Origin of the sequence: Streptomyces venezuelae ATCC 10712 (genome assembly GCF_008639165.1) — a bacterium.
Lineage (GTDB): Bacteria > Actinomycetota > Actinomycetes > Streptomycetales > Streptomycetaceae > Streptomyces > Streptomyces venezuelae.
In genome coordinates, this window is record NZ_CP029197.1 from 1,384,834 (window position 1) to 1,399,886 (window position 15,053).

The window sequence follows — 15,053 nt, forward strand, 5'->3', positions numbered from 1 at the left end:
ACTTGGGCAACCCACGTCCTCATCTCGTGCGGCAGGCCGCCGCACGGTGCGGCGGCCGCGGCGGACCGGGTCAGCGCTTGGTGGTGTCCGAGGGCTCGGTCACGGGACGCGAGCTGGTCACGTCGCCGGGAGCGGCCTGGATGGTGCGCGGGGCGGGCTGGTCCTGGGCGGTGGTGCCGGTGCCGGCGACGGGCGGGTCGGCGGGGGCGCTCTGCTGGTCGTCCGACTTCATCGCCTTGGCCTCGCTCTTGAGGATGCGGGCCGACTTGCCCAGCGAGCGGGCCATGTCCGGGAGCTTCTTGGCGCCGAACAGCAGGATGATGACGACGAGAATGAGGATGATCTCGGTGGGGCCGAGCCTACCCATAGCTGTATACCTTCTTCACCGAGGCGACATGGAGTGCGTGCCCGGCGGGTCGGACAGGCGTCCGGCCACCGCGCTGTCTGCGATCGTAACCCGCAGGAGTAAACGCAGGGCAATGCCCTTGCATACTCCCGATTGCGTCCCGCGAGCCCGGTCCAGAGCCGCTTCATGCAGCGTACGGCACGGACTCAGCGCAGGGACTCGCCGGTTCGGGCCAGCCCGACGGCGGCGGTTTCGAGCTCTTCGGCGGCCTGGCTGATCCGCTGTGTGGTGTGGGCCACTTGACGGCCGAGGCGCTGGACCTCGATGAAGACCTTGACGGCGAGGACGCCGAGGACGGCGATGCCGAGGAAGCCGAGGGCGATGGCGAGCATGGGCCAGAACATGGGGCGAGCCTAGACGTTGGACGGGGCGGCCGGTACGGCCGGTCGCACCGGCCGCACCGCTCGTACGGCCGTGGCCCGGGCGTGGCCGGCCGGGCGTGGTGCTCAGACGGTGGTGTGGAGGCGCAGGGTGCGGACGCCGCCGCCGGTGAGGAGTTCGACGATGCGCTCCCCGGCGGGCTTGCGGACGGCGCTGCCGCACTCGGGGCAGGTGAAGGAGTAGAAGGTGGTGCGGCGGCTCGCCCCGATGGCGAGGCGCAGGGCGCTCGCGGAGAGTTCGAAGCGGGAGCGGCAGTCGGGGCAGGCGGCCTTGAAGAGGACCGGGGCCACCGTCGCCGTAAAACCGTGCATCACGGACATTTCCCTCATCTCTCGACTCCCGTTCCCGCGCTCGCGTGCACCGCGTCACACGACCCCGACCGCACCGGCCGCGCCACCCGCTCCCCCGCTCGTACTCCCCGTACGGCCGCGAGCGCTTCTGGCGCTACGTCAGTATCAGCGTCCTACGGCCGGGGAACGTCACTCGCCCTCGTACGCGGCGAGCGCGGCGGCCGCCGCCGACCTGGCGTTCTCGGCCAGCTCCAGCGGCGCGACGATCCGGCCGTCGCTGCCCAGCCGCAGCGCCAGCCGGCGCAGCGAGGCCGGGTCCGGGGTGCGCAGGGTGATCCGCAGTCCGCCGTCGGGCAGCTCGTCGGCCCGGTCGTGCGGGTAGTACTCGGCGACCCAGCGGCCGCCGGGGCCGACCTCGACCACCACCTCGGGGTCGTCGGCGGAGGGCTGGACGAGTCCTTCGGAGAGGTCACGCAGCTCCAGCTCCGGCGGCGCCGCGTGCTCGTCGAGGATGCGGATCTCGACGACGCGGTCGAGCCGGAAGGTGCGGCGCGCCTCGGAGAGCCGGCACCACGCCTCCATGTAGGTGTGGCCGACGGCGAAGAGCCGGATCGGGTCGACCTCGCGCTCGGTGAGCTCGTCGCGGGCGGGCGAGTAGTAGCGCACCCAGAGCCGGCGGCGCTCCGAGATCGCCCGGTCGACCTCGGCGAAGACACCGCCCTCGGACTCGAAGGTCACCGAGAGCCGGGAACTGGCCCCGGCGGCCTCGCCGGCGGCGGCCTCCAGCTTGGCGGTGGCACGCAGCAGCGCCTCGCGGTCGCTCTCCCGCAGGCCGGGCAGGGTGGCGACGGCGCGGGCGGCGACCAGGAGGGCGGTCGCCTCGTCGGCGGCGAGCCGGAGCGGCGCCGCGACGTCGTCGGGGTTGTGCCACCAGATCCGGTCGCCGTCGGTGTCGATGTCGAGGAGGTCGCCGCCCCGGAAGCTGGTGCCGCACATGGGCAGCACGTCGAGGTCGGAGATCAGCTCGTCCTCGGTGATCCCGAAGGCGCGGGCGACATCGGCGACGTGGGCGCCGGGGCGCTCACGGAGATAGGTGACGAGCGAGAGCATCCGCCTCGTCTGGTCGATCGCGTTGGCAGCCATGCGGTACGTCTCCCCCTCAGCCCTTGGCCACGGCACGGAGCCGGTCGACCACATCGGCCCGCAGATCGGCCGGTTCCAGTACGACGACGTCGGGGCCGAACTCGACGAGCCAGGCGTCGAGGCCGTGCCCGTACGGGATCTCCAGCTCGTCCCAGCCGTCGGCGCCCTCGGTCACGGACTGGGCGCGGGCCCGCAGCGGGTAGCCGCAGCCGCCGCGCAGCCGGATGCGGGCGGAGCGGGTGGCGGTCTCGCCGGCCCAGCTCTCCACGGTCTCGCGGACGGTGACGACGTCGGGCACGGGCGCGGTGAAGGCGCCGGCCCGGGAGCGGACCTTGCCGGTGATGCGGGAGAGCCGGAAGACGCGCTCGGCGCCGCGGTCGCGGTCCCAGCCGGCCAGGTACCAGTGCCCGCGCCAGCATTCGAGGGTCCAGGGTTCGACCTGGCGGGCCTCGGGGCGGGCGGCGTTGGCCTTGCGGTAGTCGAAGACGACGGGCCGGCGGTCGCGGCAGGCGAGCATCAGCGGCTCGAAGGCGGCCTCGTGGACGGGGATCCGCGGTTCGAGGGCGCTGGGCTGGACGTCGTACGAGTCCTCCGCCTCCGGCATGCCGGCGGCGCGGAGCTTCTGGAGGGCGCCGCTGGCGGCGCCGGCGAGGCGGGCCTGCTGCCAGACCTTGGCGGCGAGGCCGAGCGCGGCGGCCTCCTCGGCGTCGAGGGTGATGGGCGGCAGCCGGTTGGAGTCGCGGCGGGCTAGGTAGCCGGTCTCGCCCTCCAGGTTCTCGACGGTCTCGATGACCAGGCCGAGCTCGCGCAGGTCGTCCTTGTCGCGCTCGAACATGCGGTTGAAGGCGTCGTCGCCGCTCGCTTCGAGGTAGGCCTCGATGGAGCCGCGGAGCTCCCGCTTGCTCAGCGGGCGGCGTGTCCCGAGCAGGCACAGCGCGAGATTCATCAGCCGCTCGGACTTGGCAATCGCCATCGGCGCCCTGCACCCTTCCGCCGGTTCCAGTTGTGGGACGTCCGACCGTACCGCCCCGGAGTGTCGGGGCCAAAGCCGAGGGCCCCCGCCAGGGATGGCGGGGGCCCTCGGAGGACCTGCTGCCGGCCGGGACGGCGCCCAGGCCGGGGGTCATACGACCGGGTCGGGACCCGGTCGTGGTGTCATACGGCCGGGACGGGGCCCGGTCGTGGTGACGGGGTCAGCGCCGGACGCCCACGAGGTCGCAGACGAAGATCAGCGTCTCGCCCGGGGCGATCTTGCCGCCGGCGCCGCGGTCGCCGTAGGCGAGGTGCGCGGGGATGACGAGCTGGCGGCGGCCGCCGACCTTCATGCCCTTGACGCCCTGGTCCCAGCCCGCGATGACCTGACCGGCACCGAGACGGAACTCGAGCGGGGTGCCGCGGTTCCAGGAGGCGTCGAACTCCTCGCCGGTGCCGAAGGACACGCCCACGTAGTGGACGTTCACCATGTCGCCGGGCTTGGCCTCCTCGCCGTCGCCCGGCCAGATGTCCGTGATCTCCAGGTCCTTCGGCGGCTCGCCACCCGGGAAGTCGATCTCGGGCTTCTCGATGCTCACTGAACTGCTCCTCATGCTGATGTACTGCGTGATCGGGACAGTCTTACATCTTCGTGGTCAGAGCTTCGTCAGGATGTCCACGGCGAACACCAGCGTGGAGTTCTTCGGGATGCCCTGCTGCTCCTTGTCGCCGAACGCCTCGGACGGCGGGGCGACGATGAGGACGCGGCTGCCGATCTTCTTGCCGACCAGGCCGTCCTTCAGGCCCTTCAGCGTGAGCTGCCCGAGCGGGAAGTTGGCGGGCTTGCCGGTGGTGTATGTCGAGTCGAAGACCTTGCCGTCCTTCCACAGGGCGGCGACGTAGTTCACGACGACCGTGTCGGTCGCCTTCACGGCCTCGCCCTTGGACTCGAGCACGTAGTTCGAGACGAGCTTGGTCGGCGGGTCGGTCTTGGGGACCGTGAGGGCGGGCGCCTTGCCGTCGGTGTTCGTCCCGACCTTCGGCAGGTCCTTGTTGTCCTGGGCGACCGGGGTGCCGGTGGCGGACTTGGGGATCGTGACGGCCTTCAGGACGTCCACGACGAAGACGAGGGTGGCGTTGGGCTGGATGTTCGGCGGCGAACCCTTCTCGCCGTAGCCGAGCTCCGGCGGGATGCCGACCTCGATGCGGCTGCCGACCTTCTGGCCTTCGAGGGCCTGCTCCCAGCCCTTGATGACCTGGCCGGCGCCGAGGGTCAGGTCGAAGGGCTGGCCGCGGTCGAAGCTGTTGTCGAAGGGGGTGGTGGAGTCCCAGGCCTGACCCAGGTAGTTCACCTGGAGCGCGTCGCCCTTCTTCGTCACCGGGCCGTTGCCCTCGCTGATGACGTTGACCTTGAGTTCCTTGGGCGGGTCGCCCTCTCCCTTGGAGAGGGTCGGCTTCTCCCCGAACTTCTGACCCGCGGTGATGGCGGGCAGTCCGTTCTTCATCGAGGCGGAATCGGAGCCCTTGTCGTCGCTGCCGCACGCCGCTGTCGAGAGCAGCAGCAGCGGGACGACGAGAAGGCCGGCAAGTCGGCGCACGTGTTCCTCAGATCTCAGACGGCACAGTAGTTGTCCCGACACTCTAGGGGACCCTCCTGTCACGCCGAAGGGCTCCGCACGGCAAACGTGCGGAGCCCCATGACCGGTATGACCTGCTTACATTCCGGCGATCAGCTTTTCGACGCGGTCGTCGACGGAACGGAACGGGTCCTTGCACAACACCGTGCGCTGTGCCTGGTCGTTCAGCTTGAGGTGGACCCAGTCGACGGTGAAGTCCCGGCGCTGCTCCTGCGCGCGGCGGATGAAGTCGCCGCGGAGCCGGGCCCGAGTGGTCTGCGGGGGCACCGACTTGCCCTCGAAGATCTTGAGGTCATTGCAGATCCGGGCCGCCTGGCCGTTCTTCTGCAGCAGGTAGTAGAGCCCACGACGGCGGTGGATGTCGTGGTAGGCGAGGTCTATCTGCGCGACCCTCGGGTTCGACATGGTCATGTTGTGCTTGGTCCGGTAGCGCTCGATGAGCCGGTGCTTCATGACCCAGTCGATCTCGGTCTCGATCTTGTCGAGCCGCTCGCTCTCGATCGCGTCGAGCGTACGGCCCCACAGCTCCAGGACCTGGGCGACGGTGCCGGACCGGATGCCGCGGCGGTCGACGAAGTCCACGGCCTTGTCGTAGTACTCGCGCTGGACCTCCAGGGCGGAGGCCTCGCGGCCGCTGGCGAGGCGGACCTTGCGCTGGCCGGTGATGTCGTGGCTGACCTCGCGGATGGCCCGGATGGGGTTCTCCAGGGTCAGGTCGCGCATCACCGTGCCCGCCTCGATCATGCGCAGCACCAGGTCGGTGGCGCCGACCTTGAGCAGCATGGTCGTCTCGGACATGTTCGAGTCGCCGACGATGACGTGCAGTCGGCGGTAGCGCTCGGCGTCCGCGTGCGGCTCGTCCCGGGTGTTGATGATCGGGCGCGAGCGGGTGGTGGCGGAGCTGACGCCCTCCCAGATGTGCTCGGCACGCTGGGAGACGCAGAACACCGCGCCCCGGGGGGTCTGGAGGACCTTTCCCGCGCCGCAGATGAGCTGCCGGGTGACGAGGAACGGAATGAGGATGTCCGCGAGCCGGGAGAACTCTCCGTGACGGGCGACGAGATAGTTCTCGTGGCAGCCGTAGGAGTTTCCGGCCGAGTCGGTGTTGTTCTTGAAGAGGTAGACGTCGCCCGCGATTCCCTCCTCGTGCAGGCGGCGTTCGGCGTCGACGAGCAGGCCCTCGAGAATGCGCTCGCCGGCCTTGTCGTGGGTGACCAGTTCGGTCACGTTGTCGCATTCCGGTGTGGCGTATTCCGGATGCGATCCCACGTCGAGGTACAGGCGGGCGCCGTTCCGCAGGAAGACATTGCTGCTGCGGCCCCATGACACGACACGGCGGAAGAGGTAGCGCGCCACTTCGTCAGGAGACAGTCGGCGCTGTCCCCTGAACGTGCACGTGACGCCGTACTCGTTCTCCAGCCCGAAAATGCGGCGGTCCATGTCTGAACATTACGCCTGACGGCCTGTGCTGAAACCGGGTTGGACGTTCCCGTTTCGATCATTTTCCGATCAGCGCGTGTTCTTTTCGCCGGGTACGGAGTCGGGGGCGCCCGCCGGCACGGCGTGTCGGGCCCCGGCCTCGGGGTTTGTGGGGGCGGCGGGCGCGTCGAGGACGCGGCCGGTGGCGAGCAGGACGACGAGGGCGATCAGGCCGCCCGCGCCGGCGACGGCGAATCCGGCGACCGTCCCCGCGAGTTCGACGGCGGGCCCGGCGGCCGCGGAGCCGAGGGCCGAGCCGACGCCGAAGGTGGTGACCAGCCAGGAGAAGGCCTCGGTCACGGTGCCGCGCGGGGCGTGCCGGTCCACGACGATGAAGGCGCAGGCGAGGACGGGCGCCAGGAAGACGCCGGAGAGGACCGCGAGGCCGGTCATGGCGACGGGGCCGGGGGTGAGCACGAGCGGCAGGTAGCAGACGGCGAGGAGCAGGACGAGGACGCGCAGCCGCCGCTCGGGCGTCCCGGACCACTGCCGGGTGCCGTAGGCGACGCCGCCGAGGAGCGCGCCGAGGCCGAGGGCGGCCATCAGCCAGCCGTAGACGGAGGGGTCGCCCCGGTCGTCGGCGTAGGCGACGGCGGCGACGGTGATGGAGCCGAGGGCGAGGCCGACGAAGAAGAAGGACCCGAGGAGGGCGAGGAGGCCGGGCGAGCGCAGGGCGCCGAGCCAGTGGGCCTCGCGGGGCGCGGAGCGCCAGGCGCGGGAGGGCTCGGAGAGGACGACGGCGAGGGCGCCGAGGACGCCGAGGAGGTTGATGACGAGGAGGGCGGCGGCGGGCGACCAGAGGGAGACCAGGAGGGTCAGCAGCAGCGGGCCGACGGTGAACATGACCTCCTGGGCGACGGCGTCCAGGGCGTACGCCCGGTGGACCCGGTCCTCGCGGCCGAGGACGCTCGGCCACAGGGCCCGCAGCCCGCCCTCCAGGGGCGGGGTGAAGAGGCCCGCGACGAGGACGGCGGCGTAGGCGAGGGCGAGGTGGCCGATGCCGGTGAGGGCGAGCAGGGCCATGCCGAGGGCGGAGAGGACGGCGGCGGGCAGCTGGACGCGGGGCTGGCCCTTGAGGTCGACGGCGCGGCCGAGGAGGGGCTGGCCGATCGCGGTGGCGACGCCGTAGGCGGCGATGAGGCCGCCGGCGAGGGTGTAGCTGCCGCCCTGGTCGCGGACGAAGAGGGTGAGGGCGATGGGTCCGACGCCGTTGGGGAGGCGCCCCACGAGGGTGCCGGCGAGCAGCCGGGCGGCGTGCGGCGCCCGGAGTATGTCGAGATAGCCGCCTCGTGCCGGGGCCTCGGTGGCCATGTGGTCCTCCCCTTCGCCTCGGACCGGGCCGAGGTTTTACGTATAACTTCCGTGGTCATACGTACCATGTCGGCTGTGCGCGGGTCCACCCCGCGACCGGACCGCGGCCGAGACCGCGCACCCGGACCGTCCGACGCGGAGGCTTGTGTGCAGACCCCGGAGCCGCTCGGCGGCACCCGCCCCACCAGCCGGGACGTCGCCCGGACCGCCGGCGTCTCGCAGGCCACCGTCTCCCTCGTCCTCGGCGACAAGTGGCGGGGCCGTGTGTCGGAACGCACCGCCGAAGCCGTACGGGAGGCCGCCCGGACCCTCGGCTACCGGCCCAACCTCGCCGCCCGCAACCTCCGGCTCGGCCGGACCCGTACGGCGCTCCTCGTCGTCCCCGCGCTCACGAACGAGTTCTTCGCCCACGTCTACACGGGCGCCGCCGCGGCGGCCGCGCGGCACGGCTTCGGCGTGGTCCTCTACCCCTCCCCCGACGGCCTGGGCCCGGCCAGGGACCCCTTCGCCTCGGCGCAGGCCGCCCTCGACGGGGTCATCGCCTCCTCGATGGCGACCGACGCGCTGGAGGCCTTCCGGGGCAGCGACCTCCCGCTCGTCATGCTGGACAGCGACCCGGCGGACCCCGGGGCGGCCGCCCATGTGAACCTCGACGTCGCGGACGGGATGCGCCGGGTGACCGAGCACCTGCTGGAGCTCGGCCACCGCCGCTTCCTGCACCTGGCGTCCGCGGCCCCGTCCTGGACCTTCGACGTGCGGGCCGCCACCCTCGCCCACGCCCTGCGGGGCGCGGAGGTCCGCACCGTGCGCTCGCCGCTGAACGTCGCCGACGCCTGGGAGACCGCGCGGCTCGCCCTCGCCGCCCCCGGCCCCCGCCCGACGGCGGTGATCTGCGACGACGACATCCTCGCGGTGGGCGTCTGCAAGGCCGCGCGCCGGCTCGGGCTCCGGGTGCCCGAGGACCTGTCCGTCACGGGCTTCGACGACATGGCCCTGGCGACGGTGGTGGAGCCGGAGCTCACCACCGTGCGGCTGCCCGCCGAGGAGTTCGGCCGGCGGGGCATGGAGGCGCTCCTCGCCGTTCTCGCGGGCGATCCGCCCCCGCCCTACACGCTCCCCGTGACGCTGGCCGCCCGGGGCTCCTCGGGGCCCGTCCCGGCTTCCTGAGGGCGGACAGCGCGAAGGGGCCCCGGTGCGCCCGCGCGCACCGGAGCCCCTTCGGGGCGGAGCTCTACTCCTCGGGAGCCTCGTCCGAGGGCTCGTCCGTCTTCGTGACCGCCGCGTTGTCCGCCTGCAGGAGGCGCGACAGCTGACGGCCGACGATCCGCTTGAACTTGCGCTGCTGCGGACGCGTGCGGTCCAGGACCGCCACCTCCAGACGCTCCGCGGGGATCTCCCGCTCGCTGCCGTTGGTGTCCCGCGACAGGGCCTGCACGGCCAGCTTCAGCGCCTCGGCGAGGGACATCCCGTCGCGGTGCCGCTGGTCGAGGAAGGTGCCGATCTGCTCCGCGTTCCCGCCGACCGCGACCGAGCCGTGCTCGTCCACGATCGAGCCGTCGTGCGGCAGCCGGTAGATCTGGTCGCCGGACGGCTCGGTGCCGACCTCGGCGACGACCAGCTCCACCTCGTACGGCTTCTCCCCCGCGCTGGAGAAGATCGTGCCGAGCGTCTGGGCGTAGACGTTGGCCAGGCCGCGCGCGGTGACGTCGTCCCGGTCGTACGTGTAGCCGCGCAGGTCGGCGTAGCGCACGCCGCCGATGCGGAGGTTCTCGTACTCGTTGTACTTGCCGGCGGCGGCGAAGCCGATCCGGTCGTAGATCTCGCTGAACTTGTGCAGCGCGCGGGACGGGTTCTCACCGACGAAGACGATTCCGTCGGTGTACTGGAGGACGACGAGGCTGCGGCCTCGGGCGATGCCCTTGCGGGCGTACTCCGCCCGGTCGGCCATGGCCTGCTGGGGTGAGACGTAGAACGGAGTGGACACCGGCGGTCCGTCCCTTTCTTCTGGGCTTCAGTCGGACGACGAGGGGGTCAGAGCAGCGCGGCGCGCGGCCCGTCGGGCTGCTCGAGACGCCGCTCGGTGACCGACCGGGCGAGCGCGGAGGACTCGGCCTCCGAGAGCCTGCGGAAACCCTCTTCCGTGATGACCGTGACGATCGGGAAGATCCGGCGCGCCATGTCCGGGCCGCCCGTCGCCGAGTCGTCGTCCGCCGCGTCGTACAGCGCCTGCACGACCAGGGTGGTGGCCTGCTCCTCGGTGAGGTCGGCGCGGTACAGCTTCTTCATCGACCCGCGCGCGAAGATCGAGCCGGAGCCCGTGGCGGCGTACCCCTGCTCCTCGGAGCGGCCGCCGGTCACGTCGTAGGAGAAGATCCGGCCCTTCTCCTTGCCCTCGTCCCAGCCCGCGAAGAGCGGCACGACGGCGAGTCCCTGCATGGCCATGCCGAGGTTGCCGCGGATCATGGTGGAGAGACGGTTCGCCTTGCCCTCCAGGGAGAGCGTGACGCCCTCCACCTTCTCGAAGTGCTCCAGCTCCAGCTGGAAGAGCTTGACCATCTCCACGGCCAGTCCGGCGGTGCCGGCGATGCCGACGGCGGAGTACTCGTCGGCCGGGAAGACCTTCTCGATGTCCCGCTGGGCGATCATGTTGCCCATGGTGGCCCGGCGGTCACCGGCGAGCACGACCCCGCCGGCGAACGTGGCGGCGACGATGGTCGTCCCGTGCGGGGCCTCGACGATCCCCTCGGGCAGCTTGCGGCCGGACGGCAGCAGCTCCGGCGAGTGGTCCGCCAGGAAGTCGAGGAACGAGGACGAGCCCGGCGTCAGGAAGGCCGCCGGCAGACGCCCGGTGCTACGAGGGTTGGCTTCCACGCGATTCCTTCCGGGTGGGAGAGTCGGCCCGCCGTGCGGAGCGCCGGCCGATCTTGGTTGCTGTGCACGGACCTTACCCGTGCCACCGCTTGTCATCCGTCCCCGGGCCCACGGCTTTCGCCGGGGCTCCGGGGACGGAGGACGACAGGTGCGCGGAGCGGCTACTCGCCGCCCTTTTGCACGAACGACCGGACGAAGTCCTCGGCGTTCTCCTCGAGCACGTCGTCGATCTCGTCCAGGACGGAGTCCACGTCGTCGCTCAGCTTCTCCTGGCGCTCCTTGAGGTCGGAGCTCGCCTCCGTGGTGGTCTCCTCGACCTCCTCCGTGGAACGCGTCGCCTTCTGCTGTCCGCCGCCGGTGTCCTTGGTCGCCATATCCCTCACCCCGCTCGAATCGGCCCCGCTCGGTTGAGTCCGTACAAGATCAGACCCTATAGGGCGGGTCCGACATCGGCCCCGCAGTTTTCAGAACGTCCGGGCACTGATCCCATGATTCCCAGTGCGGGGGCATTTCAGGCCCGGATCGGCCACGCGATCAGCCGCCGGAGAGCACGCGGACCAGTTCCTCGGCGGTCCGGCAGCGGTCCAGGAGCGATTTCACGTGGGCCTTCGTGCCGCGCAGCGGCTCCAGGGTCGGGACGCGCTGGAGCGAGTCCCGGCCGGGCAGGTCGAAGATCACCGAGTCCCAGGAGGCCGCCGCGACGTCGTCGGCGTACTGCTCCAGACAGCGGCCCCGGAAATAGGCCCTGGTGTCCTCAGGAGGCGCCGTCTCGGCCCGCTCCACCTCGGCCTCGTCCAGCAGCCGCTTCATGCGCCCACGGGCCGCCAGACGGTTGTAGAGGCCCTTGTCGGGGCGTACGTCCGCGTACTGGAGGTCCACCAGGTGCAGCCGGGCGGCGTCCCAGTCGAGGTTGTCCCGGCGCCGGTAGCCCTCCATGAGCTCCCGCTTGGCGATCCAGTCGAGCTCGCCGGCCAGGCTCATCGGGTCGTTCTCGAGCCGGTTGAGCGTGTCCTCCCAGCGGACCAGGACGTCCTTGGTCTGCTCGTCGGCGTCCGCCCCGTACCGCTCCTCGACGTACTTCCTGGCCAGCTCGAAGTACTCCATCTGGAGCTGTACTGCGGTGAGTGTGCGGCCGCTGCGGAGCGTGATCAGGTACTGGAGCGTCGGGTCGTGCGAGACCTGGTGGAGGGTGCGCACGGGCTGGTCGACGGCGAGGTCGACGGTGATGAAGCCGTCCTCGATCATCGAAAGGACCAGCGCGGTCGTGCCCAGCTTCAGATAGGTCGAGATCTCCGACAGGTTCGCGTCGCCGATGATCACGTGCAGGCGGCGGTACTTCTCGGCGTCGGCGTGCGGCTCGTCCCGGGTGTTGATGATGGGCCGCTTCAGGGTGGTCTCCAGACCCACCTCGACCTCGAAGTAGTCGGCGCGCTGGCTGATCTGGAAGCCGTTCTCCCGGCCGTCCTGGCCGATTCCGACCCGTCCGGCGCCGGTCACGACCTGGCGCGAGACGAAGAACGGGGTCAGGTGGCGCACGATGTCCGAGAAGGGGGTCTCCCGCTTCATCAGGTAGTTCTCGTGCGTGCCGTAGGAGGCGCCCTTGTTGTCGGTGTTGTTCTTGTAGAGGTGGATCGGCTGGGCCCCGGGGAGCTGGGCGGCCCGCTCGGCGGCCTCCGCCATGATCCGCTCGCCGGCCTTGTCCCAGAGGACGGCGTCGCGCGGGTTGGTGACCTCGGGGGCGCTGTACTCGGGGTGGGCGTGGTCCACGTAGAGGCGGGCCCCGTTGGTGAGGATCACGTTGGCCAGGCCGATGTCCTCGTCGGTGAGCTGGCTGGAGTCGGCCACCTCGCGGGCGAGGTCGAAGCCGCGGGCGTCCCGCAGCGGGTTCTCCTCCTCGAAGTCCCAGCGGGCGCGGCGCGCCCGGTGCATCGCCGCCGCGTAGGCGTTGACGATCTGGGACGAGGTGAGCATGGCATTGGCGTTCGGGTGTCCCGGGACGGAGATCCCGTACTCCGTCTCGATGCCCATTACTCGCCGTACGGTCATGCGGCCCTCCTTGCCCGGCGGCGCTCACTGTGCGCGACTCGGCGGTACCGATGAGCCTAGAGCGGCTCCGCGCTGGTGGGGAGATCAGTTTGCGTATTTCCCTGTGATGCCGGGGGAAATGCTGGATGGAATGCGTCGGCTGCGGATGCCCGGTTTCCGGACATCCGCAGCCGGTGGGCGTTTTACAGGTACTGACCGGTATTGGCCACCGTGTCGATGGAGCGCCCGGTGTCCGCGCCCTGCTTTCCGGTGACGAGCGTGCGGATGAACACGATCCGCTCGCCCTTCTTTCCGGAGATCCTGGCCCAGTCGTCGGGGTTGGTGGTGTTGGGCAGGTCCTCGTTCTCCTTGAACTCGTCCACGCACGCCTGGAGGAGGTGGGAGACCCGGATGCCCTTCTGGTTGTGGTCGAGGAAGGCCTTGATGGCCATCTTCTTGGCCCGGTCGACGATGTTCTGGATCATCGCGCCGGAGTTGAAGTCCTTGAAGTAGAGGACTTCCTTGTCGCCGTTGGCGTACGTGACTTCGAGGAAGCGGTTCTCCTCGGATTCGGCGTACATCTGCTCGACGACGGACTGGATCATCCCGTGGGCGGCGGCGGCCTTGGAGCCGCTGTGCTCGGAGATGTCGTCGGCGTGCAGCGGCAGGGTGGCGGTGAGGTACTTCGCGAAGATGTCCTTCGCGGCCTCCGCGTCCGGACGCTCGATCTTGATCTTGACGTCGAGCCGGCCGGGTCGCAGGATCGCGGGGTCGATCATGTCCTCGCGGTTGGAGGCGCCGATGACGATGACGTTCTCCAGGCCCTCCACACCGTCGATCTCGGCGAGCAGCTGCGGGACGATGGTGTTCTCCACGTCCGAGCTGACACCGGAGCCGCGGGTGCGGAAGAGGGATTCCATCTCGTCGAAGAAGACGATGACGGGGGTGCCCTCGCTCGCCTTCTCCCGGGCACGCTGGAAGACGAGGCGGATGTGCCGCTCGGTCTCACCGACGTACTTGTTGAGGAGCTCGGGGCCCTTGATGTTGAGGAAGTAGGACTTCCCCGCGGGCTGTCCGGTCACCTCGGCGACCTTCTTGGCCAGGGAGTTGGCCACGGCCTTCGCGATCAGCGTCTTGCCGCAGCCGGGCGGGCCGTAGAGCAGGATGCCCTTGGGCGGCCGCAGTTCGTGCTCCTTGAAGAGGTCCGGGTAGAGGTACGGGAGCTCGACCGCGTCGCGGATCAGCTCGATCTGGTTGCCCAGACCGCCGATCTTGTCGTAGTCGACGTCCGGGACCTCTTCCAGAACGAGCTCTTCGACCTCGCTCTTGGGGACCACCTCGTACACGTAGCCCGAGCGGGAGTCGAGCAGCAGGGCGTCGCCGGGGCGGATGGTGACGTCCAGCAGAGGCTCGGCGAGCCTCACCACCCGCTCCTCGTCGGTGTGCCCGACCACCAGGGCCCGCTCGCCGTCCTCCAGGATCTCCTTGAGGGTGACGATGTCCCCGGCGCGCTCGAACTCCATGGCCTCGACCACGTTGAGCGCTTCGTTGAGCATGACTTCCTGGCCGCGCTTGAGCTCTTCGAGCTCGATGCTCGGGCTGACGTTCACCCGGAGCTTGCGGCCCCCGGTGAAGATGTCGCACGTGCCGTCCTCGTTCGCCTGCAGGAAGACACCGAAGCCGGCCGGCGGCTGCGCGAGCCGGTCGACCTCTTCCTTGAGGGCCACGATCTGGTCTCGGGCCTCACGGAGCGTGTTCGCCAGGCGCTCGTTCTGCGCGGACACGCCGGCCAGGTTGGTCTGCAGCTCGACGATCCGCTCTTCGAGAATCCTCGTGTGTCGCGGAGAGTCGGCGAGCTTGCGGCGCAGGACGGCGATTTCCTGCTCGAGATAGGCAACCTGACCGGCGGGGTCTTCAGACCCCCGCCCCGGCCGGATGCCGCGGTTGATGTCGTCGTCGTGGGCTGCCACGGTCCTCACCTCCTCCAAGGGGAGCTGGACGCTTCCTGACCCTACCTGCGTGGGTGGTGATTGAAACCCCTAGATCAAAAAGACTCCGAGGTGTGTCCGATCTTCACCCTTGCGCTTCCCCTCTCGCCAGGGGAATACCCACCCTTCACGGCTTGAAAGCGGTCGGAGGTATCGTCGTCATGGGTCAACACCCGCCAGAGGCGGGTGGACTTACCCGCGAGAAGCGAAACGCGTAGCAGAAACGGCAGGGGATATGACCGTGCAGCACGAGGCTCCGTCCACGGGCGCCGCAGAGGCGCTGGAGGTCTGGATCGACCAGGACCTGTGCACCGGGGACGGGATCTGCGCGCAGTACGCCCCCGAGGTCTTCGAGCTGGACATCGACGGGCTCGCTTATGTGAAGAGCGCCGACGACGAGCTGCTCCAGGACGCCGGTGCCACGACCCCGGTGCCGCTGCCGCTGCTCCAGGACGTGGTGGACTCGGCGAAGGAGTGCCCGGGCGACTGCATCCATGTGCGGCGGGTCGCGGACAAGGTCGAGGTGTACGGCCCCGACGCGGAGTGACGG

General features: G+C 70.4%; 16 protein-coding genes. 2 read left to right on the forward strand and 14 right to left on the reverse strand.

Annotated features, from left to right (window positions below; all coding sequences use genetic code 11):
- Nucleotides 1-70: 70 nt before the first annotated feature.
- From tatA to DEJ43_RS06095, 9 genes are all read right to left on the reverse strand, one after another.
- Nucleotides 71-367, reverse strand: coding sequence for a Sec-independent protein translocase subunit TatA (tatA, locus tag DEJ43_RS06055; protein ID WP_015032430.1), 297 nt, complete (start codon nt 365-367; stop codon nt 71-73).
- Nucleotides 368-552: 185 nt separating this feature from the next.
- Nucleotides 553-750, reverse strand: coding sequence for a hypothetical protein (locus tag DEJ43_RS06060; RefSeq protein ID WP_015032431.1), 198 nt, complete (start codon nt 748-750; stop codon nt 553-555).
- 102 nt (nt 751-852) lie between these two features.
- Complete coding sequence (locus DEJ43_RS06065; protein WP_015032432.1) at nt 853-1,116, reverse strand: CpXC domain-containing protein; 264 nt, start codon at nt 1,114-1,116, stop codon at nt 853-855.
- 150 nt (nt 1,117-1,266) lie between these two features.
- Nucleotides 1,267-2,220: a helix-turn-helix transcriptional regulator gene (locus DEJ43_RS06070; RefSeq protein ID WP_015032433.1), complete on the reverse strand. Its 954-nt coding sequence runs from the start codon at nt 2,218-2,220 to the stop codon at nt 1,267-1,269.
- Between the two features lie 16 nt (nt 2,221-2,236).
- Complete coding sequence (locus tag DEJ43_RS06075; protein ID WP_015032434.1) at nt 2,237-3,193, reverse strand: helix-turn-helix transcriptional regulator; 957 nt, start codon at nt 3,191-3,193, stop codon at nt 2,237-2,239.
- Nucleotides 3,194-3,413: 220 nt separating this feature from the next.
- Nucleotides 3,414-3,791, reverse strand: coding sequence for an FKBP-type peptidyl-prolyl cis-trans isomerase (locus DEJ43_RS06080; RefSeq protein WP_041662171.1), 378 nt, complete (start codon nt 3,789-3,791; stop codon nt 3,414-3,416).
- Between the two features lie 57 nt (nt 3,792-3,848).
- A complete protein-coding gene (locus tag DEJ43_RS06085) occupies nt 3,849-4,790 on the reverse strand; it encodes an FKBP-type peptidyl-prolyl cis-trans isomerase (RefSeq protein ID WP_041662172.1) in 942 nt (313 codons plus the stop codon).
- A 117-nt stretch (nt 4,791-4,907) separates the two neighbouring features.
- Nucleotides 4,908-6,269: a Pup--protein ligase gene (gene pafA, locus DEJ43_RS06090; RefSeq protein WP_015032438.1), complete on the reverse strand. Its 1,362-nt coding sequence runs from the start codon at nt 6,267-6,269 to the stop codon at nt 4,908-4,910.
- Between the two features lie 69 nt (nt 6,270-6,338).
- Complete coding sequence (locus DEJ43_RS06095) at nt 6,339-7,619, reverse strand: MFS transporter (RefSeq protein ID WP_015032439.1); 1,281 nt, start codon at nt 7,617-7,619, stop codon at nt 6,339-6,341.
- A 147-nt stretch (nt 7,620-7,766) separates the two neighbouring features.
- On the opposite strand from DEJ43_RS06095, the gene DEJ43_RS06100 reads away from it, so the two are divergent.
- Nucleotides 7,767-8,786, forward strand: a complete 1,020-nt coding sequence (locus DEJ43_RS06100; RefSeq protein WP_015032440.1) for a LacI family DNA-binding transcriptional regulator — start codon at nt 7,767-7,769, stop codon at nt 8,784-8,786.
- A gap of 64 nt (nt 8,787-8,850) precedes the next feature.
- On the opposite strand, the gene prcA is transcribed toward DEJ43_RS06100, so the two are convergent.
- From prcA to arc, 5 genes are all read right to left on the reverse strand, one after another.
- Nucleotides 8,851-9,603: a proteasome subunit alpha gene (gene prcA, locus DEJ43_RS06105; RefSeq protein ID WP_015032441.1), complete on the reverse strand. Its 753-nt coding sequence runs from the start codon at nt 9,601-9,603 to the stop codon at nt 8,851-8,853.
- A gap of 47 nt (nt 9,604-9,650) precedes the next feature.
- Entirely contained in the window at nt 9,651-10,490 is an 840-nt protein-coding gene (gene prcB, locus DEJ43_RS06110; RefSeq protein ID WP_015032442.1) for a proteasome subunit beta, read from the reverse strand.
- A 161-nt stretch (nt 10,491-10,651) separates the two neighbouring features.
- On the reverse strand, nt 10,652-10,864 hold the full coding sequence (locus DEJ43_RS06115) for a ubiquitin-like protein Pup (protein WP_015032443.1): 213 nt from the start codon (nt 10,862-10,864) through the stop codon (nt 10,652-10,654).
- 160 nt (nt 10,865-11,024) lie between these two features.
- Nucleotides 11,025-12,536, reverse strand: coding sequence for a depupylase/deamidase Dop (gene dop / locus DEJ43_RS06120; protein WP_015032444.1), 1,512 nt, complete (start codon nt 12,534-12,536; stop codon nt 11,025-11,027).
- Nucleotides 12,537-12,718: 182 nt separating this feature from the next.
- Nucleotides 12,719-14,485, reverse strand: coding sequence for a proteasome ATPase (gene arc, locus DEJ43_RS06125; RefSeq protein WP_015032445.1), 1,767 nt, complete (start codon nt 14,483-14,485; stop codon nt 12,719-12,721).
- A gap of 253 nt (nt 14,486-14,738) precedes the next feature.
- On the opposite strand from arc, the gene DEJ43_RS06130 reads away from it, so the two are divergent.
- Nucleotides 14,739-15,050, forward strand: coding sequence for a ferredoxin (locus DEJ43_RS06130; RefSeq protein WP_015032446.1), 312 nt, complete (start codon nt 14,739-14,741; stop codon nt 15,048-15,050).
- The last annotated feature ends 3 nt before the right edge of the window (nt 15,051-15,053 follow it).